Raw genomic sequence first — 26758 nt, 5'->3', positions numbered from 1 at the left:
TAAAATGACGCCAGATAATTCTCACTTTGGGAAATACCTGGCATCATATACTGTTGAAAAGTTTACAGCTGCCCGAGAGTTCAGGGCAGCACTTGTTATTGCGCCAGACCACCTTCGAGTGTACTGATCATATGGTCACGGTCTTCTTTGGAGCTTTTTTCCCAGATTAGCTCAAATAATACGCCAAGACCAGGAAGTAAATGCTCTTCCTGTCGCTCGATTGAGTCAACAATCGTTGATTCAAGCTCTTGTGGTGAGTTTTCTTTTACATTGTGAATGACGGTTTTGCGAATGTTTAAATCCATATAAAATCCTCCTTTAGGGGTAAAGTCTATTTATTTTTCCCGCTACGTTCTTTTTTATCCATCCAACCTTCTATATAATAAAGGAACCCGAGTTTAAGGAGAGATTTGTACACATGAATTTTTTGCAGTCATTACAAAATCCACACGTTAAAGAGTGGAAAAAACTTTCAACCAAAAAAGGGCGAGATCAATCTGGGTTGTTTTTAGTTGAAGGATTTCACCTTGTAGAGGAAGCGTTGAAATCACCTGAAAGTGTTCAAGAAATGATTGTACGAGAAGGCGTTGAACTTCCTCAGCATTTCTATGTGGATTCAATCGAATTGACGACGATAACAGATGAAATTTCCCAAGCCATTGCTGAAACTGAACATACGCAAGGAATCTTTGCCGTTTGTAAGCAAGAAAAACAAGAATTTGCTGACCTTCATGCCAATCGCATACTTATGATTGATTCTGTACAAGATCCAGGCAACGTTGGTACAATGATTCGTACGGCTGATGCAGTTGGGGTTGATGCGGTTATTTTGGGAAAAGGGTCGGCTGATCCGTATAATGCGAAAGTTTTACGGGCTGCTCAAGGTAGTCATTTTCATTTGCCTATCATTAAACTGAATTTACAGGATGTCATTGATGAAATGAAACAACGTGGAATAGCGGTGTATGGTACAGCACTTGAGGGTGGCAATCCATACCGAGAAATTTCTTCAGGAGAACCTTTTGCACTCATTATGGGAAATGAGGGTGCCGGCGTGAAAGAAGAATGGCTCAATCAAACCGACCAAAACTTATATGTACCGATCTTTGGTGAAAGTGAATCGTTAAACGTTGCAGTAGCAACCGGTGTTCTTTTGTACCATTTGAAAGGGTAAATGATACAAAAGGGGTTTGAAACCTAGTCAAAGTAGTTTATACTAATAACGATCAAATACAAAAACATCGATGGAGAAAAGTAATTTGGATGATCCATTTTAGGGAGAGTACACCCGTGACTGTAAGGGTACTCATGGCATGCCAAATGAAGTTCACCTCCTGAGTTGACATCGGGACCACATTTTTGTGTAAAGATGCTCCGGCTACGAATGGCCGTTATCCAATGATGAGTGAGCAAAGTTAAATTTTTTTGCTAACTAGGGTGGTACCACGGATTCCAAGCACTTCGTCCCTAACCTTTTAGGGGAGAAGTGCTTTTTTGCGTTCATTTTGATCTAAGGGTAAAGAGAACACATGATAAAGGAGGATTTTAACATGGAAGAAAGATTGAAAGGGTTACAACAAGAAGCACTAGAAAAAATTGAACAATCTCAAGAACTAAAACAATTAAACGATGTTCGTGTAGCGTATCTTGGCAAAAAAGGTCCGATTACAGAAGTGCTTAAAGGAATGGGAAAGTTATCGGCTGAAGAGCGCCCGAAAATGGGGGCATTGGCAAATGAAGTACGTGACGCGATTGCTTCAGCGATTGAATCAAAGCAACAAGTGCTCGAAACAGCAGCGATTGAAAAGCAACTTCAAGAAGAAACGATCGATGTTACGTTACCAGGGCGACCGGTTCAAGTCGGGTCTCATCATCCGTTAACAAGCCTGATTGAAGAAATTGAAGATTTATTTATCTCGATGGGTTACAAAGTCGAAGAAGGTCCAGAAGTGGAAAAAGATTATTATAATTTTGAAGCACTGAATCTGCCTAAAGGACATCCGGCTCGTGACATGCAGGATTCATTTTATATTACAGAAGATATTTTACTACGCACACACACATCTCCTGTGCAAGCAAGAACGATGGAACGCCACGGTGGCAAAGGACCAGTAAAAATTATTTGTCCAGGTAAAGTGTATCGTCGTGATAATGATGATGCCACACACTCGCATCAATTTATGCAAATTGAAGGGCTTGTCGTGGATGAAAATATTCGTATGAGCGATTTAAAAGGAACATTAAATGTATTTGCTAAGAAAATGTTCGGAGAAGATCGTGAAATCCGTCTGCGTCCGAGCTTCTTCCCATTTACAGAGCCATCGGTTGAAATGGACATTTCTTGTAAAATTTGTGGTGGAGTAGGGTGCAGTGTTTGCAAAAAAACAGGATGGATTGAAATTTTGGGAGCGGGCATGGTGCATCCAAATGTTCTTGAAAAAGCTGGATTTGATTCGAAAAAATATACAGGATTTGCATTTGGTATGGGACCAGAACGAATCGCTATGTTGAAATACGGTATCGATGATATTCGCCATTTCTACACAAATGATGAACGTTTCTTAATGCAATTTGGTCAGAAAGAAATTAACTAATTCAAAGGAGGTTTATTCATGTTTGTATCCTATAATTGGCTTCAAAATTATGTTGATTTATCAGGCATCACACCTGATGAACTAGCTGAAAAAATCACGCGTTCAGGAATTGAAGTAGAAGGTGTAGCCGTACCTGCTGAAGGAATTAAAAACGTAGTGATAGGGCATGTTCTTTCATGTGAAAAACATCCAGAAGCGGATAAATTAAATATATGTCGTGTCGATGTTGGTGAAGAAGAGCCTGTTCAAATTATTTGTGGTGCAGCGAATGTTGGCAAAGGTCAAAAAGTAGCAGTTGCTAAAGTTGGCGCAGTATTGCCAGGTAATTTTAAAATTAAGAAAGCTAAACTTCGCGGGGAAGCTTCTCACGGTATGATTTGTTCTTTACAAGAGATTGGTGTAGAAGGCAAGCTTGTACCAAAAGAATTTTCTGAAGGTATTTTTAACTTTCCAGAGGGAGCGGCAGTTGGTGAAAACGCGATCGAAGCATTAGCGCTAAATGATTCCATTTTAGAGCTTGGTCTAACACCAAACCGTGCAGATGCGATGAGCATGCTGGGTGTAGCGTACGAAGTTGGAGCCATTCTTGATCGTGAAGTAAATATGCCAGAACTTGAATATAAAGTAGCGAGTGAAGAAGCTTCAAGTGTTTTATCTTTAGAAGTAGAAGCAAGTGATGAAAATCCTGCCTATTTAGCAAAAGTAATTCGAAACGTCAAAATTGTTCCATCACCACAATGGATGCAAAGTCGTTTAATCGCAGCAGGGATTAGACCGCATAATAACGTTGTTGATATTACGAACTATGTGTTACTTGAATACGGTCAACCATTACACGCATTTGATTTGGATCGTTTAGAGACAAACAAAGTGCTGGTTCGTTTAGCTAAAGAGGGAGAAACAATTAAAACGCTTGATGACACAGTTCGAAAGTTACAATCACATCAACTTGTCATCACTAATGGCCAAGAACCTGTAGCGATTGCTGGGGTAATGGGCGGAGCAAATAGTGAAGTGATTGACAGCACGACGTCAGTGTTACTTGAGTCTGCCTATTTTAAACCATCATCCGTTCGCCAAACGTCTAAAGACCACGGCTTGCGAAGTGAAGCAAGCTCTCGTTTTGAGAAAGGGGTAGACCCAAATCGCGTTGTACTTGCTGCGGAACGAGCTGCCCAGCTGTTATCTTTATATGCAGGTGGCGAAGTGCTAAAAGGAACGATTGCATTCGATGAACTTGATAAAACTGAAAAGCAAATCAGTATTAAACTTGAACAAATAAATCGCGTGCTAGGCATGACCTTGTCAACGGAAGAAGTGTTAGGTCTTTTCCGCCGTCTGCAAATTACTGCAAAAGTGGATGATAGCAACGTAATCCATGTTTCTGCACCTACTCGTCGTGGGGATCTTGTGATTGAAGAGGATTTAATCGAAGAGGTAGCTAGACTTTATGGGTATGATCACATTCCGATGACTTTACCGGTACATGAGAGTAATCCAGGTGGATTGTCCGCACAGCAACAAAAACGCCGTCTCGTTCGTCAAACACTTGAAGGAGCAGGACTTATGCAAGCTGTCACGTATTCACTTACGAATGATGCTAAAGCAAAAGAATTTGCTTTAGACGTACGTGAACCAGTGAAGTTACTGATGCCGATGAGTGAAGAGCGTAGTAATTTGCGTTTAAGCATCGTACCACAGCTATTAGAGAGTGTGTCATACAACATTGCAAGACAACATGATTCCATTGCTTTTTATGAAACAGGCTCTGTCTTTTTAACAGAGGAAGGATCAGAACTTCCTCTTGAAGAAGAACACGTAGCAGGAGCAATCACAGGTCTATGGCACCATCATGCATGGCAAGGTGAAAAGAAACCAGTTGATTTCTATGTAGTGAAAGGAATTTTAGATGCACTTTGGGAGCGATTAGGTGTAGCGGATGTGATTCGCTATGAAAAAAGCACAGAAGAGCATCTTCACCCAGGACGTACGGCTGTGATTTATTTGAACGATGAAAAAATCGGATTTGTCGGTCAAGTACATCCATCTAGAGAAAAAGAACTTGATTTAAAAGAAACATACGTATTCGAAGTAAAGCTTCAAGCGATCTTCGACTATGCACCAGAGCCATTAAAGTACACAGCTATCCCACGCTATCCATCCGTCACAAGAGACATTGCGGTTGTTGTTGATCGTGAAGTCCTTGGTGGAACGCTAGAATCCATCATAAAAGAAGCGGGAGGAAAGTTGCTGAAGTCGGTGAAACTGTTTGACCTATATGAAGGTGAGAAAATGGAGCAAGGGAAAAAATCACTCGCATTCTCACTTATCTACATGGATCCAACAAGAACGCTTACTGACGACGAAGTTGTAAAGGCACACGATAATGTATTATTAAAAATTAAAGAAAAAACGGGTGCAGAGTTAAGAGGGTAACAAAAAACCTTAACCAACCAAGAGTTAAAATGAAAAAACCCGCTCCACACAAAAAAGATTGTGTGGAGCGGGTTTTTGTTTGTTAACCCGGCTCAGCAGGGTCAGTTGTTTTACGTAATTCAAGGGCATGATTCATTCCTGGGTGTTTATCTGTATATTTTTACTTTCCCCCGATATTTTTGCTTATCCTATTTAATTTCCTGAAAGTTGTTTCTCCTTAATCATTTCTCGATCTAGTTCGCTAAAGGCTGTTATTACGGTTAAAAAGAATTTCCCAGTTGGTGTTCTCGTATCGATTTTATTACATTCTTGAGTATATCCAGATCTTGTATGCAAGGGTTAATTCGACAGACCAAAATCTTGACAGACAGATACAGGAGCTAGAAAGTTACGGGTGTGAGCATATCATCATTGAAAAAGAGAGTGGTAAAGGTTTCGTAAGACATAACAGCTTTCTGGAAGGATGGTTTTAGAGCTTACTTGCATGGATCTTGATGTTTTTGTGCCAAAACCATATTCTGTAATAATCATCAGACAAATTATGTAATCGTTGAAAGAGTCTCAAGAGATAAGAAAACAGCTAGCTGTGGCTGCAGAAGAAAAGAGAAGCGAATAGTTATGAAACATAAATACCGATAAGACCGTCTAATTGATATCAGGAAGCATTAGTGAGTCATAATAAATGTGAGAAAAGTCTAGGGAGAGAATACAATGACAAAAAAAACTTTTAAAAAATCAGGATCTACAAGCTCTATAGTAGCTTCTGTTATTTTAGTGGGCTCATTATTGGTAGCTCTCTATATAGGTTGGGCTACACTAATCAAAGAAAGTCATAATGAACCACAACCAGTTTTAGAAAATACTGATGAAAGCAAAGAAAGTTATAATGAACCACAACTAATTTTAGAAGATACTTTTAATGATAATGAAAGTGGATGGTCAGGAGGATTTTCTGATTATCCAGTCGATTATGATAAATCATCTTATCAATTAGAATTTTCCAGAAAAAGGACACCGAGTGAAATTGGTCAACAAAAAGCTTTATTCTTAAGTGGAACAAATGGCAGTGCCGACCTTTTTATGTTTATAAAAAAGAAAATAGACTCAAGTTATAACTTAAAACCTAATACAGACTATTTATTAGATTTTAATTTTGATATTGCTACGAATACTCCTGCAGGATTAGTCGGTATAGGATCAGCTCCTGGTGAAGGTGTTACTGTTAAAGCTGGAGCAACGACTGGAGAACCCGATGTGATCAATCAAAATGGATATTTACAAATGAATATTGACAAAGGTAACCAATCGACAGTTGGAAAAGATATGATCGTTCTAGATGACTTAGCGAATACAAAGGATACAGATGATTATTCTTATGAACTTAAAAATTTTAAGAACCAAGATACATTTAAAGTGCGAACAAATGAACATGGAGAAGTATGGTTGGTGATTGGTACTGATTCAGGTTTTGAAGGCCGCACCAGTATCTACATTTCTTCAGTAAAGGTAATTTTAACTGAAAACTGAGGAGGGAAATTAATGTTTAATATAATTATGTCAGAGTAAAAAAAGGCGACCATTTCTAAAGGCGCAATATATTACCGAAATTCAATATAGAATTTACTTCATAATAGGGGCTTTAATGAAATAAGAAAGGGAACTTCTGAATTAAAAGAAGTTCCCTTATTTTAATGAAATAGCAACAATAATCTTTAACATAGCTATTCCTTTAAAGAGATAACTTTTTCGCTTTTCCGGTATTAGCGAAGTGTAGTTTGACAAAATGACCGAGTTTATCGACACCGTGCTTTTTGATGAGTTTGGCAGCAGCAAGATCGACTTTGGCACCTGCTCCTTTTGACAGTGTGATCCCTGCTTCTTCGCTTAGTTGGTCCATGGCAAGTAAGAATGCATAGCGTGCGATGATGGATGCGGCGGCAACTGATAAGTGAATGCTTTCTGCTTTGGTGCTGAATAAAACATTTTCACGCACAATGGATGGTTGGTCTTTGATGTGTTTATAGTAGATCGCTCTTTCTGCAAATTGGTCGATTAAAATCCCTTCTGGCTGCACAGGTTGTATTTTATTGAGTAAATGAAGGATGGCTTGGTTATGTAAGACCGCTTTGATTTTTCCTTGCGTCCAGCCTTTAGCTTGTCGCTCGTTGTATTTTTCATTTGGTAAAGTTAGTAAGCTGTATGGGATGGTTTTTATCAACTTTTTTGCGATTTCGATGATTATTGGGTCAGTTAAATGTTTTGAATCTTTTACACCATACTCTTTTAATAGTTCGAGTTGATCTTGACGTACGAAGGCTGCGACAACAGTAATGGGTCCGAAATAGTCGCCTGTTCCTACTTCATCTGTTCCGATAAGTGACATGGTTGTGATGCCAGTAGGAAGGGTAGATGAGCTTTTAGGGACATTTTTTTTAGTAGAAACAATATTCTTTTCAGTCCCCCATTTGGCAGCTTCTTTTTCAGCTTCTTTGCCTTGAAACAGAACTTTTCCTGAATGGTAGGCAGCGATGGAAAAAGTGGTTGATTTGGCTGCAAAATGGGCACCAGGTGGGGTTGAGTCTTTTAAATTTGCTTTGTAGTAGTCTTTCATTGTACTAATTGTTTCTTTTGATAGCATTAAAACAGTATTTGGCACCTTGTAATCTCCTTTAATCGATAAAATTTACTATTTTTTGACAAGACGTTTAACTTTTCTTTTCAAAGAGAAATAGTACGTGTTATGATAGTGATTAGGATTCTCAGGGAACGGGGGCTTATACATTGTCTCATAATGAAAAAAATAGAATAAGTGTTGATATCTATGGACAATCATACTCCATTGTTGGCGGTGAGTCCACGTCACATATCAGGCTTGTTGCTTCTATGGTGGATGATAAAATGAGGGAGATCGGTAGTAAGAATGCTTCCCTTGATACGTCAAAACTTGCCGTACTAACAGCTGTAAATGCTGTTCATGACTATTTAAAGTTAAAAGAAGAAATGGAAGAATTAGAGAACGAATTAAAAAAACTAAAGGATTGAATGCTTGATGTTAGATTTGGTACTTTTCGTTTTGTTGGTGTTGGGCTTTTTAGTTGGTCTGCGCCGAGGTTTTATTTTACAACTTATTCATATGATCGGATTTTTCATTGCATTTTACGTTGCGTACGTATACTATGACGTGCTTGCACCAAAACTAACGCTATGGATTCCGTACCCTGCGTTTGATCGCCTATCTGAAATTCAAATGATTGTTGATTCTGTTAATTTTGAAGGTGCTTATTATCGAATTATTGCATTTGCTATCATTTTCTTTGCAGCAAAAATAGTGATGCAGATCATCGGTTCGATGTTTGATTCGGTCTCGCAATTTCCTTTGCTTCGACCGTTAAATCTCATTGGTGGGGGATTTTTAGGATTTCTTGAAATTTATATTATATCGTTTGTTTTATTATATATAGCAGCGATGTTGCCGATCAGTTCAATCCAAGGAGCGCTTGATGGATCTTGGATTGCAGAAATGATATTAAAGCAAACGCCGATCTTTTCTGAACAAGTGAAAGAATGGTGGTTAGAGTCACGTTCTTAATCGCTTTTTCAAAGAACATTGAAGCCTGGATCTCCCATGTGATGGAGGCCGGGCTTCTTCTTTTCCGAGTAAATTGGTACCATAAAAGGTGTAGAGTGGAGGAGGTTTGTCGTGAATAAAAAAGATCTTATTAAATTGTTAGAAATGATTGCACTATTTATGGAATTAAAAGGTGAAAATTCATTTAAAATATCAGCATTTAGGAAAGCTGCGCAGGCGATTGAAACGGACGAACGGAGCTTAACACAAATTGGCGACTTTAAAACATTAAAAGGCGTTGGAAAAGGTACTGCTTCTGTTATGGAAGAATTCATCCAAACTGGAAAGTCCTCTGTACTTGATTCATTGAAGGAAGAGGTGCCTAATGGATTAGTCCCTCTTTTGAAGTTACCTGGACTTGGTGGTAAAAAAATTGCCAAGCTGTATCATGAGCTTAATATCAAAAGCATGGATGATTTAAAACGTGCTTGCGAAAAACATCAAGTACAAAGCTTAGCAGGCTTTGGCGCGAAAACGGAAGAAAAGATTCTTGCTGTGATTGGTGAAGTAGGAACGCGTCCTGAGCGACTGCCAATTGCATTTATGCTGTTAATTGCTGAAGAACTTGATGGTGTATTGGCAGGAATTCCAGAGGTAGCTCAATTCTCACGAGCGGGAAGCTTACGAAGAGCGCGTGAAACAATTAAGGATTTGGACTACATTGTCTCAACAGCAGAACCAGCAACTGTTGGTGAAGAATTACTTAACATTCAAGGTGTAAAAGAAATACTCTCACACGGAGAAACAAAAGTTTCCATTGTGTTAGAACGAGAATACGATGTTTCAGTAGATGTTAGGTTAGTGAAACAGGAGTCATACGCAACAACCCTGCATCATTTTACAGGATCAAAGGATCATAATGTTAGAATGAGAAGGTTGGCTAAAGAACGCGGGGAAAAAATAAGTGAGTATGGGGTAGAATCAGTAGAAACTGGTGATGTAACCTATTTTTCATCAGAAAAAGAATTCTATCATCATTTTGGTTTATCTTTTATCCCACCTGAGGTAAGAGAAGATGGTACAGAAGTGGATCGTCATGAGGATACAGAGTCACTCATAACAATTAACGACATTAAAGGCGATGTCCACATGCACACGACATGGTCGGATGGTGCTTATTCATTAGAAGAAATGATCGAGGCTTGTCGTGCAAAAGGATATGAATATATGGCCATCACAGACCATTCTCATTATTTGAAAGTGGCAAATGGCCTTTCTCCTGAACGGCTTCGTAAACAAGTGAAAGAAATAAAAGCCCTGAATAAGCGCTATGACGATATTGAAATTTTAGCTGGTATAGAAATGGATATTTTACCAGATGCTTCATTAGATTATGATAATGACTTGTTGCAGGAACTTGATATCGTGATCGCATCGATTCACTCAAGCTTTTCACAATCGCAAGAAAAGATTATGGAAAGGCTACAAACGGCTCTAGATAATCCTCATGTGGATATCATCGCCCATCCAACAGGAAGAATTATCGGAAAACGCAAAGGATATAAAGTAGATGTCGAAGAGTTAATTAAAAGAGCATCTAAAACCGGTACTGTGCTAGAGCTTAATGCCAATCCCAATCGTTTTGATTTAAGTGCTGAATATGTAGAATTAGCTCAATCATATGGTGTACCAATTATAATCAATACAGACGCACATGATGTCTCCCAGCTAGAATTTATGGAGTTGGGTGTTAGAGCAGGTAGAAAAGGATGGCTCTCAAAAGAGAATGTCTTAAACGCAAGGTCATGGTCTTCCTTTTCACAGTTCTTGAACCGGCATCAAAATAAGGGGGAGTAATGTTGAACGCAAAAACAATCAAAACGTTAGAGTTTGATAAAATAAAAAATCTCGTTATGGGGTACGCAGCATCCGAGCTTGGAAGCATTCGAATTAATCGCATGGAACCTTCAACTTCTTTAGAAGAAGTGATTCAATGGCAGGATGAAACAGATGAAGCATCGACTGTCTTGCGTTTAAAAGGTGGTATGCCTTTAAGCGGGATTTTTGATATCCGACCTCATGTTAAACGCTCACAAATCGGTGGTACGCTAAGCCCGTTGGAATTAGTGGAAATCGCAAGTACCATTCGAGCAAGTAAAATAATTCGTCAATTTGTTGAGAACCTAGTAGATTCTGAAGAAATTGAACTACCTATACTAGAAAATAAAAAAGAAGCGATGGCAATCCTAACTTCACTAGAACATATGATCTTTGATGCAATTGATGAAAACGGGGATGTGCTTGATTCAGCAAGTGCTGAGCTACGTAGCATTCGTCAAAAAATACGTTCAAGTGAAAGCAGAATCCGTGAAAAGCTTGAAGGTAGTATACGTTCGAAAAATGCCCAAACAATGCTTTCTGATGCGATTATTACGATTCGTAATGATCGCTACGTTATTCCTGTTAAACAAGAATACCGAGGTCATTACGGTGGGATCGTGCACGATCAATCTTCGTCTGGTCAAACGCTATTTATCGAACCAGAAGCGATTGTAAACTTTAACAATCAATTAAGAGAACAGAGATTAAAGGAGCAAGAAGAGATCGATCGTATTTTACTCGAGTTAAGCTTAGCCGTTAGTGCTGAAGCTTATGATCTTTTGATGACAGTCGATGTTCTTGGCGGAATTGACTTCATGTTTTCAAAAGCAAAATACGGACGTGCGATCAAAGCAACGAAACCAGAAGTAAATGATCAAGGCATCATCCATTTAAATAAAGCAAGGCATCCACTATTGCCAATAGACGAAGCGGTCGCGAATGATATTTTTATGGGAGAAGATTTTACGTCAATTGTGATTACAGGACCGAATACAGGTGGGAAAACCGTCACGTTAAAGACGATCGGTTTATGTACATTAATGGCACAAGCTGGTTTGCCACTCCCAGTGTTAGATGGTTCGAAAATTGCTGTGTTTGATTCTGTCTACTCAGACATTGGAGACGAGCAGTCGATTGAGCAAAGTCTCAGCACGTTTTCTTCTCATATGGTCAATATCGTGAGCATCTTAAAACAGGTTGACCATGGCAGCCTCGTTTTATTTGATGAACTCGGAGCGGGAACAGATCCTCAAGAAGGTGCAGCGCTTGCCATTTCCATTTTAGATGAAGTACACAACAAAGGTGCAAGAGTCGTAGCAACCACTCACTATCCTGAGTTAAAAGCATATGGATACAATCGACAAGGTGTAGTGAATGCCAGCGTAGAGTTCGACGTTAACACGTTAAGCCCGACCTATCGATTATTAATTGGTGTACCAGGTCGTAGTAATGCATTTGAAATATCTAAACGCCTAGGATTAGAGCAAAGCGTTATTGATCATGCGAAAACATTCGTTGGAACGGACAGTAAAGCCGTGGAGGCAATGATTGCATCACTTGAATCTAGCCGGAAAAGTGCAGAGCAAGACTATGAGGACGCACATGATTATTTAAAAGAAGCAGAAAAGCTACACAAAGATATTCAAAAACAAATGATCGAATTTTACGATAAGCGTGATGATTTGTATGAAAAAGCTCGCCAAAAAGCGAGTGCAGTCATTGATCAGGCAAAAGCAGAGTCCGAAGAAATTTTAACCGATTTACGTAAGCTTCGATTAGAAAAAAATGCTGAAGTAAAAGAGCATGAGCTAATCGACGCAAGGAAACGTCTAGATGACGCTGCTCCTAAGCAATCTAACAAAATAAAAAAAATCAAATCTACTCAGTCAACAAAAAGAGTTCTTCAACCTGGAGATGAGGTTAACGTATTAACATTCGGTCAACGAGGTAACTTGATCTCTAAGGTGTCTGATACGGAATGGGGCGTTCAGATCGGTATTTTAAAAATGAAGGTCCAAGAAAAGGATTTGGAGTTCGTAAAGAGTGAGAAGAAAGTAGAGCCAAAACCGCTTGCGACCGTTAAAGGTAAAGAGTATCACGTTGGATTAGAGCTTGATCTGCGGGGAGAGCGTTTTGAAAATGCTTTGTTACGAGTCGATAAGTATATTGATGATGCCTTACTGGCAGGTTATCCACGTGTATCAATTATTCATGGGAAAGGGACAGGCGCTCTTCGAAGTGGTGTTCAAGAAAAGCTTAAAAGCCACCGTTCGGTCAAACGCGTTCGACTTGGTGAAAATGGAGAGGGCGGAAGTGGTGTAACCGTGGTAGAATTTAAGTAACAAAAGGAAATACGAATAAAGGTGGTTCGGAAGCATGGATGATTTTTGGCAACATCCGCTCATTGAAACGGCAGGATATTATAGCGTTGCTGTCCTATGTATGATTGTTTTTCTAGCAATTTTTGAACTCGTTACAAAATATAATAATTGGAATGAAATTAAAAAAGGAAATATTTCTGTAGCTATGGCAACTGGCGGTAAGATCTTTGGGATTGCGAATATTTTTCGTCATTCGATTGATCAACACGATACGCTCATTAAGATGATAGGATGGGGTGTTTTTGGCTTTGTTCTATTGCTTATTGCCTATTTTATGTTTGAATTTTTGACACCTCGCTTTCGTGTAGACGAAGAAATTCAAAACAATAATAAGGCGGTAGGCTTAATTGCAATGGTCATTACGATCGGTTTATCGTATGTAATCGGAGCTAGTATTACTTAGGAGGAAAAGCAATGGAGACACTGTCGAAAGTATTGCTTGTTTGCTGTGGGGCATTTATGGTCATAGGGATTATTTATTTGGTGTCTATGTAATCATAGTCAGACGTGGCTTGCTCAGCTTCGATGAATTTGAGTAAAGTAACGGCATCCAACTGTATGAAGAACAAGAATATTATAAAAAAAATTTCATAGATATAAATAAGGAGATACAGAACAGTAACCGATTTCTGTATCTTTTTTTATTGATAAATTGTAACCGCTTACTAGATAGATTATAATGAAATAGAAATATGAATTTTCTAATTTTTCATTATATTTACAAGGAGGGATTTACATGTCAGTTAAGCCGTGGCATGCGCTGTATCCGGACGAGATACCTACAACACTCGATTATGAGTTGAAACCGGTTCATGCGTATTTAACCGAGGCATCCAAGCTTTATCCTGACAAGGTGGCAGTTCACTTTATGGGCAAGGAGTTTACCTACAAAGAAATGCACGAAAGTTCATTGAAAATGGCTAAATATTTACAAGACATTGGCATCGAAAAAGATGATCGTGTAGCTATTATGTTACCGAACACACCAGCGTCTGTTATTGCGTATTACGGAATTTTATATGCAGGCGCCATTGTTGTACAAACGAACCCATTGTACACCGAAAGGGAAATTGAATATCAAATGAAAGATTCGGGTGCAAAAGCGATTATAACGCTTGACATATTATTCCCGCGTGTGTCAAAAGTTTTTAATGACACAGACTTAGAGCATATGATCATTACAGGGATTAAAGATTTTCTGCCATTTCCTAAAAAACTTATTTACCCATTTATTCAGAAGAAGCAGCATGGAATAACGGTTAAGGTTGAGCACAGGGGGCACAATCACCTGTTAACTGAAATCTTGAAAATCGCTACACCAGATCCAGTGGAGCAAGTCCTTGATTTGGAGGAAGACCTTGCCCTTCTTCAATATACTGGTGGAACAACAGGCTCTCCTAAAGGTGTTATGTTGACACATAAAAATTTGGTTGCTAATGCATCTATGTGCGATGCGTGGCTTTACAAAAACAAAAAAGGTGAAGGTGTTACTCTGGGAATCCTCCCATTTTTCCACGTCTATGGCATGACAACGGTAATGATTACGTCCGTAATGCAAGGGGACAAAATGGTGCTACTACCAAAGTTTGATGTAGAGACAGCACTAAAAACCATTCACAAGCAACGACCAACGATGTTCCCAGGAGCACCAACGATTTACATTGGAATATTGAATCATCCAGATTTACACAAATATGATCTTACTTCAGTGGAATCATGTTTAAGTGGATCTGCTCCACTGCCAATTGAAGTACAAGAAAAATTCGAGAAGCTAACAGGTGGAAAGCTCGTTGAAGGGTATGGGTTAACCGAAACATCTCCGGTTACGCATGGAAACTTTGTTTGGGATCAAAAAAGAATTAAAGGCAGTGTAGGAGTACCGTGGCCAGATACAGATTGTAAGATTGTATCAATGGACACAGCAGAAGCTGCTCCTCAAGGTGAAATTGGTGAAATCGTAGTAAAAGGCCCACAAGTCATGAAAGGTTACTGGAATCAACCTGAAGAAACAGCAGCAGTCTTAAAGGATGGTTGGTTTCACACCGGCGATTTAGGATACATGGATGAGCAAGGGTTCTTCTACGTGGTCGATCGTAAAAAAGATACGATTATTGCTGGTGGCTTCAACATTTATCCGCGTGAAATTGAAGAAGTGATGTATGAACACCCTGCAGTGCAAGAAGTTGTAACCGTGGGTGTACCGGATGCATACCGCGGCGAAACGGTAAAAGTATTTATTGTTCTAAAACAAGGTCATACAGCATCAGAAGAAGAGCTCGATCAATTTGCCCGTCAACACCTTGCATCATACAAGGTTCCAAGACTCTATGAATTTAGAGATGAACTGCCAAAGACAGCAGTAGGTAAAATTCTTAGAAGAAAGCTTGTTGAGGAAGAAAAAGAAAAGCAGACCAATCAAAAGCTGGGATAGGATGGCGGGAAAGAGTGCTACCAATTGACTCTTTCCATTTTTGTCACTGTTGTAATATACTTGACTAAAACAGTAGTAGTTAGTAAGATGAAAATATGAATGATGATTCATTCATATTTTCGTCTTTTTGTTTTTAATGAATCAGATTGAATGAAAGGTGATAACCATTGAAAAAAGATAAACCAAAATACAAACAAATCATCGATGCAGCTGTTGTAGTTATTGCAGAAAATGGCTATCATCATGCACAGGTTTCAAAAATTGCGAAGCAAGCAGGTGTAGCAGACGGTACAATCTATCTTTATTTTAAAAATAAAGAAGACATTTTGATTTCTTTATTTGAAGAAAAAATGGGACAGTTTGTGCGCTCGATTCGTAGCAGAATGGCTGGCAAGGAGAATGCAGTTGAACAGCTAGAAGTTTTAATCGAGAGTCATTTTTATATGTTGTCAGAAGATTATCATCTTGCCATTGTGACACAACTGGAGCTTAGACAGTCAAACAAAGATATTCGTCTTAAAATTAACGAGGTGCTAAAAGAGTATCTTTTACTCGTGGATGAAATCCTACATAATGGCGTTAAAAAGCAAATATTTTCAGAAGAATTAGATATACGATTGGCAAGACAAATGGTCTTTGGTACGATTGATGAGGTAGTAACAACGTGGGTCATCAATGAGCAAAAATATGACATTACGAAACTTGCGCCAGAAATTCATTCACTTCTTGTGAAGGCATTAAGTAAATAAGGAGGAGAAGAAGATGGACTTTTTAACATGGGAAAATGACCAATTCGTTTCTATCGCAATGATTCAGCGACCTCCTGCCAATGCTCTGTCTAGTCAACTCATTAAAGAAATCGATCAATGGTTGACAGCGGTTGAGCACGATCAACAGGTGCGTTGTTTGTTGATACATGGTGAAGGGCGCTTCTTTTCTGCCGGTGCGGATATTAAAGAGTTCACTCAAATCGAAGATGGCGTGGCGTTCAGTGAGCTAGCGAAAAGAGGTCAACACGTTTTTGAACGTATGGAATCTTTTTCAAAGCCAATCATTGCTTCCATTCACGGTGCGGCATTAGGCGGTGGATTAGAGCTTGCCATGGGTTGTCATATTCGTTATGTAAGCGATAAGGCTAAGCTTGGGCTACCTGAGCTTCAGCTTGGTCTGGTACCTGGATTTGCAGGCTCTCAGCGTTTGCCTAGATTAGTAGGGTTTGCGAAAGCGGCAGAAATGCTTCTTACAAGCGAGCCCATTTCAGGAACTGAAGCTGTACAATGGGGACTTGCTAATAAAGCTGTTTCTGAAGAAGAAGTTTTTGAAAAATCAAAAGCGCTTGCATTGAGAATGGCACAGCAAAGCCCCATAGCTGTTAAAGCTGCGTTGGACTTACTCCAATACGCAAAAAATGCTGATTTTGAAAAAGGTGCTGATAAAGAGGCTGAATGGTTTGGGGAAGTGTTCACTTCAAATGATGCGAAAGAAGGCATCGAAGCATTTATTCAAAAAAGAACACCGGTTTTTAAGGGAGAATAATTCATTTTATAAACGGGGGGAATCAACATGGACATTTACGTATTGATGAAAAGAACGTTTGATACAGAAGAGAAGATTTCAATTAGTGGTGGGAAAATTGCAGACGACGAAGCAGAATTTATTATCAATCCTTATGATGAATATGCCATTGAAGAAGCGATCCAGCTTCGCGATGAACACGGTGGTGAAGTAACTGTTGTTTCTGTAGGTTCTGATGAAGCAGAAAAACAACTTCGTACCGCACTTGCTATGGGTGCTGATAAAGCAGTATTGATCAACATTGAAGATGATGTAGAAGAAAGCGATCAATTTACAACTGCTCGTATTTTAGCCGAGTATTTAAAGGATAAAGAGGCTAATTTAATTATTGGAGGAAATGTAGCAATCGACGGCGGTTCTGGTCAAGTCGGACCACGTGTTGCAGAGCAACTAAACATTCCTTATGTAACAACCATCACTAGTATCAACATTGAAGGTGAAACGGTTACGATCGTACGTGACGTAGAAGGTGATTCTGAAACAATTGAAACGTCTCTTCCACTACTTGTGACCGCACAACAAGGTCTAAACGACCCTCGTTATCCATCTCTTCCGGGTATCATGAAGGCAAAGAAAAAGCCTCTTGATGAAATCGAGCTTGATGATCTAGAGCTTGAAGAAGACGATGTGGAATCTAAAACAAAAACAATTGAAATCTATCTTCCGCCGAAAAAAGAAGCGGGTCGAGTTCTCGAAGGTGATATAGATACGCAAGTAAAAGAATTGATAGACCTACTCCGTAAAGAAGCGAAAGTTATCTAACTTAGAGGTCATATAATATTGATTATCAACTTTCAGGGGGGAAACGAGTATGAAAAAGATTGTAGTATTAGCAGAAGCAAGGGATGGGGCTCTTCGCAATGTATCGTTCGAAGCGATCTCAGCTGGAAAACAAATTTCAGATGGTGGCGAAATTGTAAGCGTTTTAGTTGGAGGTTCAGTTTCCTCATTGGGATCTGAGCTAATTGCATACGGAGCAGACAAAGTCGTAACAGTTGAAGATGAGAAATTAAAGAAGTATTCCTCTGATGGTTATGCTCAAGCCATATTAGCTGTAATAGAAGCAGAAGACCCAGACGGAATGGTATTTGGACATACTGCGTTAGGAAAAGACTTGTCTCCACGTATTGCAGGAAAGTTAGGAAGCGGATTAATTTCAGATGTGACATCGATCGAAGAAGATGCCGGAGAAGCTGTTTTCGTTCGTCCGATTTACAGTGGTAAAGCATTCGAGAAGAAAGTTGTGAAAGACGGCCTTGTTTTTGTAACCATCCGTCCAAACAACATTGCTCCACTGGAAAAAGAATCAGGCCGCTCTGGTGACGTTATTTCGATGGATGTAGAAATTAAAGATCTTCGCACGATCATTAAAGACGTTGTTCGTAAAACAACAGACGGCGTTGATTTGTCAGAAGCGAAAGTTATTGTAGCGGGTGGACGTGGCGTTAAGAGTGAAGATGGGTTCGAACCATTAAAAGAACTAGCGAACCTTCTTGGAGGAGCAGTTGGAGCATCACGTGGCGCATGTGACGCGGAATACTGTGACTATTCCCTTCAAATCGGTCAAACAGGTAAAGTTGTGACACCTGACCTGTACATTGCAGCCGGAATTTCAGGGGCAATTCAGCACATGGCTGGGATGTCGAACTCAAAAGTTATCGTTGCCATCAATAAGGATCCTGAGGCAAACATCTTTAAAGTAGCTGACTACGGTATCGTAGGAGATCTATTTGATGTTATTCCACTATTAATTGAAGAATTTAAAAAAGTAAAAGTATCTTAATAAGTGAATGAGGGAACCCCTTCAACTGATGAGTTGAAGGGGTTTTTATATTGTTTGCTATCACCTCTATTTAAAAACGATAATCATTCTCAATTATTTCCCTGAATCCTATTGACGACGATTATCAATTAGAGTAAACTAAATCTTGTCAACGATAATCATTATCAGTTCAAGATACAAAATTGAAGTCAAACATATTACATAGGAGGTAAGGTCATGGATAAAAGAAAAATTTGGCTTGTTGCACTGCTTTCATTAGTTGCAGTCATCATGGTCGCATGCAGTTCAGATTCAGAAGACGAAGAAGCAGGATCGAACGAAGAAACAGTTGGAAATTCAGAATTAGAAGGTAAGTTGGTTGTGTATTCTTCTCGAAAAGAAGAATTCGTTCAACCGATTTTAGATAAATTTGAAGAAGAAACAGGTGTTGAAGTCAAGCTTCTTCCTTCTGACGAGACAATTGTGAATCGTATCCATGAGGAACAAGTAAATCCTCAAGCTGATATTTTCTTTTCAACCGATACGGCTGCAATGGAGTTCCTTAAGTTAGAAGGTGCATTGCAACCATATACGGGGGAAGATGCTGAGATCATTGAGGATAAGTATCGTGCGGATGATAATTCTTGGATTGGACTATCAGCACGAACAAGAGGATTTATTTATAATAAGGACCTGATTTCAGAGGAAGAAATGCCTCAAACGATGGAAGAACTTGCAGATCCAAAATGGGCTGATGAATTTGCAATGGTTCGTGGAGGAAACGGCTCTATGATTTCTCAAGTTGCTGCACTACGAACACAATGGGGTGACGATAAAACATCAGAATGGATCAAAAATGTAGGAGAAAATGCAGGAGCAATTCTTGCTGGCCACGGTGACATTCGTAAAGCGGTTGGTGCTGGCGAATTCAAATTTGGTCTTGTAAACAACTACTATTATCACCAACAACTAGGTGAACCAAAAGACAATAACGTTGGTTTTATTTATCCTGACCAAGGTGAAGACGAAATGGGCGCATTTGTTAACGCATCTGGAATTGGTTTCATTGAAGGAGCACCAAACCCAGAAAATGCAGAAGCATTTATCTCCTTTATGCTTGAAGAAGAAAACATGAGAGATTTCTCATACAACTCAAAAGAAACGCCACTTCATCCTGATGTTGAAGCAGTACCAGAAGCATTGCCAATTAACGAGTATAAAACCATGGACATGCCATTAAGTGATTTAGGACCAGTTTGGAACGACGCTAAACAATTGATCGACCAGTCAGGTCTTCCGCTTGAAGTCCAATAACCAAAATAGATCAAAAGTTCGAGGGGCAATCCTGCGAACTTTTGGTCGTTTCTTTCGTTCGTCTAAATCACCGGGTCCTACTTTAAGTGCGATGGTGATCTTGACCGGGATTTTTATGGTGATTCCGATTATATATATCGGAATTCGCTCGTTTGATAATGGCAGTCAACGTTGGTTAGAATTATTAGATACTCGCATTCCTTTTTTATTAGAAAAAACTTTAAGTTTAACTCTTACAGTAACGTTTCTTGGTCTCATAATTGGGGTAGTATCAGCCATACTTGTCGTCAAGACGAATTTACCAGGCAGGAGAGTATGGCGTTGGTTACTTGTTGTCCCTTTAACGATTCCTGCTTACGTCGGGGCTGTGTCTTACATTATTTTATTTGGACCTCGTGGCTTGGTTGATAACTTGTTTGGAACGACTATTGACGTTTTCTCATTTCCGATGGTCGTATTAATTATAACCGGGTTTACGTATCCGTATATTTATTTGATTGTTAGCGCATCACTACAAAAGATTAACCCTTCTTTTGAAGAGGCTGGATATATAAGTGGATTATCACATTTTGGTGTCATTCGTAAAGTAACCATTCCAATGGTTCGGCCGGCTATTGGATCGGGAGCCATTTTAGTAGCGCTCTATGTAGTGAGTGATTTTGGTTCAGTTGCCATGCTTCGGTACCCAACCTTTACACAAGCAATCTATTTTCAAATGGGGAGCTTTGACCGAGTTGGCGCTTCTATTTTTAGTATGATCTTGATTGTAATCACACTTGTTTTTCTGGGGATTCAATATGCATCGAAACGTCGAATGAAGTTTTATCAGGTAGATGGTACGAGTAAAGCACCGACATTAATTGATCTTGGTAAATGGAAAGTACCTGCGCTTATATTCGTAAGTACGGTGTTTGGATTGTTTGCTGCACTTCCTATTGGGGTCCTTCTATATTGGAGCGGGCTCGCTGTTGTAGAAGGAGTGATTGATTCTCGCTTTTTTGCGTTCACAATGAATAGTTTTATGGCTGCTGCAATAACCTCTTTACTTTGCCTAGTGTTAGCATTACCACTTATTTATGTGAAAACAAGGTTTAATAGTGGTATGTCACGTATTGTGGACGTTATTAGTTATTTAAGCTATGCTTTACCAGGTGTTATTGTTGCTTTAGGGGTAATTTTTATCTTTATTAATTACATCCCATTTTTATATGGAACCATTGCTATGTTGATTATGGCATATGTGATGCGTTTTCTTCCTCAGTCATTACAATCAACTGAATCATCGATGGGGCAAATCTCTCCAAAAATTGATGAGGCGGCATTGAGCTTAGGGAAAAAACCGGTACAAGTTTTAAATCAAGTTATTTTACGTCTGATTCAACCAGGTATAATCGCAAGTTTTTCACTTGTATTTGTAAGTGTGATTAAGGAGTTGCCAGCAACTTTATTACTGCGTCCAGCAGGATTTGATACATTAGCGGTCCGCGTATGGATCGAAACGTCAGAAGGGTATTACGCAATGGCGGCGCCAAGTGCGTTACTTATCATTCTTATTTCAATACTTCCTATTCGTTGGATTATGAACAAATATTAGGAGATGGTTACCCGTGGCATCTATTCAACTACAAAATATCTGCAAATCATTTGTAAAAGGTGAATCTGTACTATCGAACGTTAACTTCGATGTAAATGAAGGAGAAATTGTTGCAATCCTAGGTCCGAGTGGCTGCGGTAAAACAACGACACTACGAGTGATAGCTGGATTTGAAATGCAATCTGAAGGAACGTTACGCTTAAGTGATCAACCAATCGATTCTTCACATAGTTGGGTTCCGGTGAATAAACGTAAAGTAGGGATGGTTTTTCAAGACTATGCTTTATTCCCGCATTTAAGCGTAGAAGATAATATTCGCTTCGGTGTCCAGAAACCAACGAAGGAATGCGGAACACTGATTCAAACAATGCTCGATCTTGTAGGGTTACAGGGTATGAACAAACGCTTCCCACATGAACTTTCTGGAGGGCAAAAACAACGGGTTGCATTAGCACGTGCATTAGCACCTTCGCCAAAGGTATTGTTAATGGATGAACCATTCTCCAATTTAGATGCAGAACTGAAATACACGATGCGTTTTGAAGTAAAACGTATTTTAAAACAAGCCAAAATTACGACTGTATTTGTTACACATGATCAAAAAGATGCACTTGCCATTGCGGATAAGATCATCGTGATGAATAAAGGGAGAGTGGAGCAGTTTGGTACACCACAAGAGGTCTATCACTCTCCTGCTACTCCATTTGTCGCTCGATTTTTATCTCGCTCTAATTTGGTAGAAGCGGAGAAAATAGGGGACTATATTCATACTCCCCTTGGTAAGCTCTATGATCCTTCAAACGGTGAAGGACAGGGGTACTTGGTCATTCGAAGAGACAGCATCGGTATTTCACCAGGTGGAGATTACGAAGGTGTGATTAAGCAAGTGGCGTTTGAAGGAGAGTATAAAGAAGTCGTGATGACAGTCGGCAAAGTCAAACTGTCATTCTTCACGAGTGATCCGTTTTTTGCTCTTCCCGATATTGGAGGTAAAGTAAGGTTCTCATTTAAAGATTATTACTTTTTACCAGAACAATCATCTGAAAACGTCAATGAATCAAAAGAACTGCAGCATGCGTAATCTTCAATCCAGCTCAACGATAATTTAACGGCAGTTAGACTGAACAACAAAGCTGTAAAACCCGTCGGCTCAGGTGATAATCTGTGGTAGGCAAATTATTAGCGTATCAACCTGGAGGGTGCTATACTTTTCCTATATTAGATTTACTAAGGAGGAAATACACATGGCGATTGCACATGCTACTGATCAAACATTTACAACTGACACGAATGAAGGTCTGGTTCTTGCGGATTTTTGGGCACCTTGGTGTGGCCCTTGTAAAATGATTGCACCTGTTCTTGAAGAACTAGATGCTGAAATGGGCGAGAAAGTTAAAATTGTTAAGCTTGATGTTGATCAAAACCAAGAAACAGCAAGCAAATTTGGTGTTATGAGTATTCCTACACTTGTCGTATTAAAAGACGGCGAAGTAGTGGATAAAGTTGTTGGATTCCAACCAAAAGAATCACTTGAAGAACTTCTAAATAAACATGTATAAATGAGAAGGACCGGGCGATAATGCCCGGTTCTTTTTTGTGAATTAGTTAGGGGTATGGCATCGTTGTTCGAGCCCGTGTGAAGCTAAAAGAATAATCATGTTTCGTATGAATCACTCCTCAAATCTACCATCTTCCCCATCTCCCACCAGTATAGTTGAGCAAGCATCCATTTTTTAAAACATATTTATCCCTCTATTTTTGCATTTCCTTCCCTAAATACTTATGATGAAGTAAAAGAAACTTATCTAAATACAGGAGGGCTTGTAATGAATGATTTGCTGAAGCACAAGCTTGCTGTGTTACCCGATCAACCTGGCTGCTACTTAATGAAGGATCGTCAAAACACCATTATATATATTGGCAAAGCAAAACGGCTGAAAATGAGAGTTCGTTCTTATTTTACTGGATCTCACGATGGCAAAACACAACGTCTCGTATCTGAAATTGAGGATTTTGAATACATCGTTACGTCTTCTGATATTGAAGCACTTATTTTAGAGTTAAATTTGATCAAAAAGCATGATCCGAAGTACAACGTTATGTTGAAGGATGACAAAACGTATCCATTTTTAAAAGTGACAGCAGAGAGACATCCAAGGTTGCTGATTACACGGAAAGTAAAAAAAGATAAGGGTCGGTATTTTGGTCCATATCCTAACGCTCAAGCAGCAAATGAAACAAAGAAATTGCTTGATCGTATGTATCCGCTCAGAAAATGTACGACATTGCCGGATCGAGTTTGTCTCTATTATGATTTAGGTCAATGTCTTGCTCCTTGTGAATTTAACGTGGATGAATCAACGTACAGACAAATGACAGATGACATTGCTCGTTTTTTAAATGGTGGATATAAAGAAGTAAAAGAATCGCTTCATAAAAAAATGACAGCAGCATCAGAAAATCTTGAGTTTGAACGTGCGATGGAATTCAGAGATCAAATTACCCACATTGAAGCGACCATGGAAAAGCAGAAAATGGCGATGAATGATTTTACGAATCGTGACATTTTTGGTTATGGTGTTGATAAAGGCTGGATGTGCGTGCAGGTCTTTTTTATTCGTCAAGGAAAGTTGATTGAGCGTGATGTTTCGTTGTTTCCAATTTACGATGAACCGGAAGAAGAGTTTTTAACATTTTTGGGTCAATTTTATATGAAGACAAACCACTTTAAACCGAGGGAAGTTCTTGTGCCCTTGCAAGTTGACGCGGAAATGGCGGAAGAGTTACTAGAGGTAAAGGTACGTCAGCCTGTTCGAGGTCAAAAAAAAGATCTACTGAAATTAGCTGAAAAAAATGCAGTCATTGCTCTTCAAGAAAAATTTTCAATTATTGAGAGGGATGAAAATAGAACGATTAAAGCGGTGGAACAGCTTGGGATGGCGATGAATATCCACACGCCTCTCAGAATTGAAGCATTTGATAACTCGAATATTCAAGGCAGCGATGCGGTATCGGCACTTGTCGTTTTTATCGATGGAAAGCCGGAAAAAAAAGAGTACCGCAAATATAAAATTAACACAGTACAAGGACCTGATGATTACGGTTCCATGCGTGAAGTTATCCGTCGCCGTTATACGCGTGTGTTAAAAGAAGAGTTGCCATTACCCGATTTAATTGTTATTGATGGCGGTAAAGGACAAATCGAAGCGGCACGTGGAATTTTGTCGGATGAACTTGGGTTGGACATTCCATTAGCAGGTCTTGCTAAAGATGATCGTCACCAAACGTCTCAGCTACTGTATGGAAATCCATTAGAAGTGATTCCACTAGGTAGAAGAAGCCAAGAATTTTACCTGCTGCAACGAATTCAAGACGAAGTGCATCGATTTGCTATTACGTTTCATCGACAACTGCGCGGTAAAAATTCGATTCAATCCATTTTAGATGAAATTCCGGGTATCGGTCCACAGCGTAAAAAGAAATTACTTCGTCACTTTGGATCGGTTAAAAAGCTTCGTGAAGCAACGCTTGAAGAAGTCGTGGCTGCTGGAATGCCACCTGCTACGGCAGAAAGAATTGTGAGAAAAATGAAAGAATAGTATTGAGATGTTAAAAACGCTGTGTTATACTGACAAAAAGTTTATACGAACTCACTTTTCTTTTTAAAGTGGGGATAGAGGTGCGAAAGTCAAAAGTACCATTGCTGAGGATGATGGAGTCCTGTGAAGCATTGTGAAAGGGACAATCGCCGAAGTAAGGGGCTGCTCATCCAGCCAAGTACTGGTTCTGCATTTAAGAAATGTAGAGCTGTCAAGATGTTCATTCATCTTGGAGAGCTATCTCACCTGTGCAGCGATGAATGTATTTGTTCAAAAGCAATGGGAGAGCTTTCCCGTTGCTTTTTTGCGTTTCATTTTTGCGCTTGGTCGAGAAATAAAGATAGAAAAGAGGAAGAAAATGAGTTTGATCGTACAGAAATTCGGTGGCACATCGGTTGGTTCTGTGGAAAAGATCCAGCATGTTGCAACGAGAGTCATTCAAGAAGTAGACAACGGAAACCAAGTGGTAGTTGTAGTGTCAGCGATGGGAAAAACAACGGATGAACTTTTTCGTTTAGCCACTGAAATTACAAACAAGCCGAATAAACGTGATATGGATATGCTTTTGACTACTGGTGAACAAATGACGATTTCCTTACTATCAATAGCGCTCCAGAGTAAAGGTTATGAGAGCGTTTCGATGACGGGATGGCAAGCAGGAATTCAAACGGAAGCGATTCACAGTAAAGCACGAATTACACATATCGAAACAGCAAGAATAAGTGAAGAATTAGAGCGTGGCAAAGTTGTCGTAGTTGCAGGATTTCAAGGAATAGATATAAATCAAGAGATTACTACCCTTGGCAGAGGTGGTTCCGATACTACAGCTGTTGCCCTTGCCGCTTCATTGAAGTCTGTTCGCTGTGATATCTATACAGATGTCGATGGGGTATATACGTCTGATCCACGCTACATAAAAGGAGCGCGTAAGCTAGCAGGGATTTCATATGATGAAATGTTAGAATTAGCAAACCTTGGTGCAGGTGTATTGCATCCTCGTGCAGTTGAGTTTGCTAAAATTCATTCGATTCCATTAACAGTAAGATCAAGTATTGAAGAAAAAGAAGGTACATTGATAGAGGAGGGTTCCAACTTGGAAGAAAATTTAGTCGTGCGCGGTGTTGCATTTGAAGAAGATATTGTTCGTGTAACCATTTTTGGGTTAGAAGATGAAATTACAGGCTTGGCATCGGTTTTTACTACACTTGCAGCGAATCATATAAATGTTGATATCATTATCCATAGTAGAACCGAGTTAAATTCAACCAATTTATCTTTTTCGATAAAAGAATCTGAGCTAGATGAAGCTTCAGAGGTCTTGAATCAAAATCAAGCGAGCCTTGGTTTTAAAAAGGTAGAGCATGAAACAGGCCTTGCAAAAGTATCGATCGTCGGGTCAGGGATGGTATCTAATCCAGGGGTCGCCGCCCAAATGTTCCAAACATTATCTGAATACGGCATTGCAATTAAAATGGTAAGTACGTCTGAAATCAAAGTGTCGACAGTTGTGAATAGGATCGACATGTTGAAAGCTGCGCAAATTGTTCATGAGAGTTTTTCTTTGGAGTCGCTTCAGACATCACCGCAATTATCATAATTAAAAACAAGACGCCTAATCTAAGG

The 26758-nt window shown here is 39.3% G+C and carries 23 protein-coding genes, 1 pseudogene, 1 riboswitch and 1 other annotated feature; of the genes and pseudogenes, 21 read left to right on the top strand and 3 right to left on the bottom strand.

Annotation, left to right across the window (positions count from 1 at the left end; all coding sequences use genetic code 11):
• Positions 1-95 precede the first annotated feature (95 nt).
• Entirely contained in the window at positions 96-305 is a 210-nt protein-coding gene (gene sspI, locus AB1471_RS02305) for a small acid-soluble spore protein SspI (protein ID WP_367777938.1), read from the bottom strand.
• A 113-nt stretch (positions 306-418) separates the two neighbouring features.
• Here sspI and AB1471_RS02300 point away from each other — a divergent pair, with 113 nt between their 5' ends.
• The 3 genes from AB1471_RS02300 (at position 419) to pheT (ending at position 5030) form a co-directional block, all read left to right on the top strand.
• A complete protein-coding gene (locus tag AB1471_RS02300) occupies positions 419-1174 on the top strand; it encodes a TrmH family RNA methyltransferase (protein ID WP_367777937.1) in 756 nt (251 codons plus the stop codon).
• A 58-nt stretch (positions 1175-1232) separates the two neighbouring features.
• Positions 1233-1472 (top strand) — a binding site (T-box leader).
• 78 nt (positions 1473-1550) lie between these two features.
• Complete coding sequence (pheS, locus tag AB1471_RS02295; RefSeq protein WP_367777935.1) at positions 1551-2594, top strand: phenylalanine--tRNA ligase subunit alpha; 1044 nt, start codon at positions 1551-1553, stop codon at positions 2592-2594.
• A gap of 18 nt (positions 2595-2612) precedes the next feature.
• Positions 2613-5030 carry a phenylalanine--tRNA ligase subunit beta gene (gene pheT, locus AB1471_RS02290; protein ID WP_367777933.1) on the top strand — a complete coding sequence of 806 codons (2418 nt, stop codon included), beginning with the start codon at positions 2613-2615 and terminating at the stop codon, positions 5028-5030.
• Positions 5031-5133: 103 nt separating this feature from the next.
• Here the strand turns inward: pheT and AB1471_RS02285 are convergent.
• Positions 5134-5327, bottom strand: a pseudogene (locus AB1471_RS02285) (recombinase family protein); the annotation flags it as partial.
• Here AB1471_RS02285 and AB1471_RS02280 point away from each other — a divergent pair.
• Both AB1471_RS02280 and AB1471_RS02275 read left to right on the top strand, forming a co-directional pair.
• Positions 5312-5503 carry a recombinase family protein gene (locus AB1471_RS02280; protein ID WP_367777932.1) on the top strand — a complete coding sequence of 64 codons (192 nt, stop codon included), beginning with the start codon at positions 5312-5314 and terminating at the stop codon, positions 5501-5503. The pseudogene AB1471_RS02285 and the gene AB1471_RS02280 sit on opposite strands and share 16 nt — an antisense overlap.
• A gap of 238 nt (positions 5504-5741) precedes the next feature.
• Positions 5742-6557 carry a hypothetical protein gene (locus AB1471_RS02275; protein WP_367777930.1) on the top strand — a complete coding sequence of 272 codons (816 nt, stop codon included), beginning with the start codon at positions 5742-5744 and terminating at the stop codon, positions 6555-6557.
• 202 nt (positions 6558-6759) lie between these two features.
• Here the strand turns inward: AB1471_RS02275 and rnhC are convergent, their stop codons facing one another.
• On the bottom strand, positions 6760-7686 hold the full coding sequence (gene rnhC, locus AB1471_RS02270) for a ribonuclease HIII (RefSeq protein WP_437342315.1): 927 nt from the start codon (positions 7684-7686) through the stop codon (positions 6760-6762).
• A 125-nt stretch (positions 7687-7811) separates the two neighbouring features.
• Here rnhC and zapA point away from each other — a divergent pair, with 125 nt between their 5' ends.
• The 16 genes from zapA (at position 7812) to AB1471_RS02190 (ending at position 26732) form a co-directional block, all read left to right on the top strand.
• Complete coding sequence (gene zapA, locus AB1471_RS02265) at positions 7812-8072, top strand: cell division protein ZapA (protein ID WP_367777929.1); 261 nt, start codon at positions 7812-7814, stop codon at positions 8070-8072.
• A 7-nt stretch (positions 8073-8079) separates the two neighbouring features.
• Positions 8080-8619, top strand: coding sequence for a CvpA family protein (locus AB1471_RS02260; protein WP_367777928.1), 540 nt, complete (start codon positions 8080-8082; stop codon positions 8617-8619).
• A 111-nt stretch (positions 8620-8730) separates the two neighbouring features.
• Complete coding sequence (gene polX, locus AB1471_RS02255) at positions 8731-10455, top strand: DNA polymerase/3'-5' exonuclease PolX (RefSeq protein ID WP_367777927.1); 1725 nt, start codon at positions 8731-8733, stop codon at positions 10453-10455.
• Positions 10456-10457: 2 nt separating this feature from the next.
• Positions 10458-12821, top strand: a complete 2364-nt coding sequence (locus tag AB1471_RS02250; protein ID WP_367777926.1) for an endonuclease MutS2 — start codon at positions 10458-10460, stop codon at positions 12819-12821.
• Between the two features lie 34 nt (positions 12822-12855).
• The gene (locus tag AB1471_RS02245; protein ID WP_367777925.1) at positions 12856-13263 is read left to right on the top strand and encodes a DUF350 domain-containing protein; all 408 of its coding nucleotides are present in this window, start codon (positions 12856-12858) and stop codon (positions 13261-13263) included.
• 333 nt (positions 13264-13596) lie between these two features.
• A complete protein-coding gene (locus tag AB1471_RS02240; protein ID WP_367777924.1) occupies positions 13597-15291 on the top strand; it encodes a long-chain-fatty-acid--CoA ligase in 1695 nt (564 codons plus the stop codon).
• A 167-nt stretch (positions 15292-15458) separates the two neighbouring features.
• Entirely contained in the window at positions 15459-16040 is a 582-nt protein-coding gene (gene fadR, locus AB1471_RS02235; protein ID WP_367777922.1) for a fatty acid metabolism transcriptional regulator FadR, read from the top strand.
• Between the two features lie 13 nt (positions 16041-16053).
• Entirely contained in the window at positions 16054-16827 is a 774-nt protein-coding gene (locus AB1471_RS02230) for an enoyl-CoA hydratase (protein ID WP_367777920.1), read from the top strand.
• Between the two features lie 27 nt (positions 16828-16854).
• Positions 16855-17628 (top strand): electron transfer flavoprotein subunit beta/FixA family protein, encoded by a 774-nt coding sequence (locus tag AB1471_RS02225; RefSeq protein ID WP_367777919.1) that lies wholly within the window; start codon positions 16855-16857, stop codon positions 17626-17628.
• A gap of 49 nt (positions 17629-17677) precedes the next feature.
• Positions 17678-18649, top strand: coding sequence for an electron transfer flavoprotein subunit alpha/FixB family protein (locus tag AB1471_RS02220; RefSeq protein ID WP_367777918.1), 972 nt, complete (start codon positions 17678-17680; stop codon positions 18647-18649).
• A gap of 216 nt (positions 18650-18865) precedes the next feature.
• A complete protein-coding gene (locus AB1471_RS02215) occupies positions 18866-19942 on the top strand; it encodes an extracellular solute-binding protein (RefSeq protein ID WP_367777917.1) in 1077 nt (358 codons plus the stop codon).
• A gap of 115 nt (positions 19943-20057) precedes the next feature.
• Positions 20058-21536, top strand: a complete 1479-nt coding sequence (locus tag AB1471_RS02210) for an ABC transporter permease (RefSeq protein WP_367778114.1) — start codon at positions 20058-20060, stop codon at positions 21534-21536.
• Positions 21537-21549: 13 nt separating this feature from the next.
• Positions 21550-22617, top strand: coding sequence for an ABC transporter ATP-binding protein (locus AB1471_RS02205; protein WP_367777915.1), 1068 nt, complete (start codon positions 21550-21552; stop codon positions 22615-22617).
• A 163-nt stretch (positions 22618-22780) separates the two neighbouring features.
• Entirely contained in the window at positions 22781-23095 is a 315-nt protein-coding gene (trxA, locus tag AB1471_RS02200; RefSeq protein ID WP_367777913.1) for a thioredoxin, read from the top strand.
• Between the two features lie 267 nt (positions 23096-23362).
• On the top strand, positions 23363-25135 hold the full coding sequence (uvrC, locus tag AB1471_RS02195) for an excinuclease ABC subunit UvrC (RefSeq protein ID WP_367777912.1): 1773 nt from the start codon (positions 23363-23365) through the stop codon (positions 25133-25135).
• A 67-nt stretch (positions 25136-25202) separates the two neighbouring features.
• Positions 25203-25383, top strand: a riboswitch (Lysine riboswitch).
• Positions 25384-25493: 110 nt separating this feature from the next.
• On the top strand, positions 25494-26732 hold the full coding sequence (locus AB1471_RS02190) for an aspartate kinase (protein ID WP_367778113.1): 1239 nt from the start codon (positions 25494-25496) through the stop codon (positions 26730-26732).
• Positions 26733-26758: the final 26 nt, after the last annotated feature.

Source organism: Jeotgalibacillus marinus, from assembly GCF_040801915.1.
GTDB classification, from domain to species: Bacteria; Bacillota; Bacilli; order Bacillales; family Jeotgalibacillaceae; genus Jeotgalibacillus; species Jeotgalibacillus marinus.
Note: the sequence above shows the minus strand (reverse complement) of the source record. Positions and strands in the feature narration are given on the sequence as shown.

Bases quoted from the DNA above. Each gene is read 5' to 3' on its own strand.
- pheS (WP_367777935.1), top strand. From the start codon at position 1,551: ATGGAAGAAAGATTGAAAGGGTTACAACAAGAAGCACTAGAAAAAATT.
- AB1471_RS02275 (WP_367777930.1), top strand. From the start codon at position 5,742: ATGACAAAAAAAACTTTTAAAAAATCAGGATCTACAAGCTCTATAGTA.
- AB1471_RS02225 (WP_367777919.1), top strand. From the start codon at position 16,855: ATGGACATTTACGTATTGATGAAAAGAACGTTTGATACAGAAGAGAAG.
- pheT (WP_367777933.1), top strand. From the start codon at position 2,613: ATGTTTGTATCCTATAATTGGCTTCAAAATTATGTTGATTTATCAGGC.
- uvrC (WP_367777912.1), top strand. From the start codon at position 23,363: ATGAATGATTTGCTGAAGCACAAGCTTGCTGTGTTACCCGATCAACCT.
- AB1471_RS02240 (WP_367777924.1), top strand. From the start codon at position 13,597: ATGTCAGTTAAGCCGTGGCATGCGCTGTATCCGGACGAGATACCTACA.
- AB1471_RS02300 (WP_367777937.1), top strand. From the start codon at position 419: ATGAATTTTTTGCAGTCATTACAAAATCCACACGTTAAAGAGTGGAAA.
- trxA (WP_367777913.1), top strand. From the start codon at position 22,781: ATGGCGATTGCACATGCTACTGATCAAACATTTACAACTGACACGAAT.
- AB1471_RS02260 (WP_367777928.1), top strand. From the start codon at position 8,080: ATGTTAGATTTGGTACTTTTCGTTTTGTTGGTGTTGGGCTTTTTAGTT.
- AB1471_RS02230 (WP_367777920.1), top strand. From the start codon at position 16,054: ATGGACTTTTTAACATGGGAAAATGACCAATTCGTTTCTATCGCAATG.
- AB1471_RS02190 (WP_367778113.1), top strand. From the start codon at position 25,494: ATGAGTTTGATCGTACAGAAATTCGGTGGCACATCGGTTGGTTCTGTG.
- AB1471_RS02210 (WP_367778114.1), top strand. From the start codon at position 20,058: ATGGTGATTCCGATTATATATATCGGAATTCGCTCGTTTGATAATGGC.
- AB1471_RS02220 (WP_367777918.1), top strand. From the start codon at position 17,678: ATGAAAAAGATTGTAGTATTAGCAGAAGCAAGGGATGGGGCTCTTCGC.
- AB1471_RS02215 (WP_367777917.1), top strand. From the start codon at position 18,866: ATGGATAAAAGAAAAATTTGGCTTGTTGCACTGCTTTCATTAGTTGCA.
- sspI (WP_367777938.1), bottom strand. From the start codon at position 305: ATGGATTTAAACATTCGCAAAACCGTCATTCACAATGTAAAAGAAAAC.
- AB1471_RS02245 (WP_367777925.1), top strand. From the start codon at position 12,856: ATGGATGATTTTTGGCAACATCCGCTCATTGAAACGGCAGGATATTAT.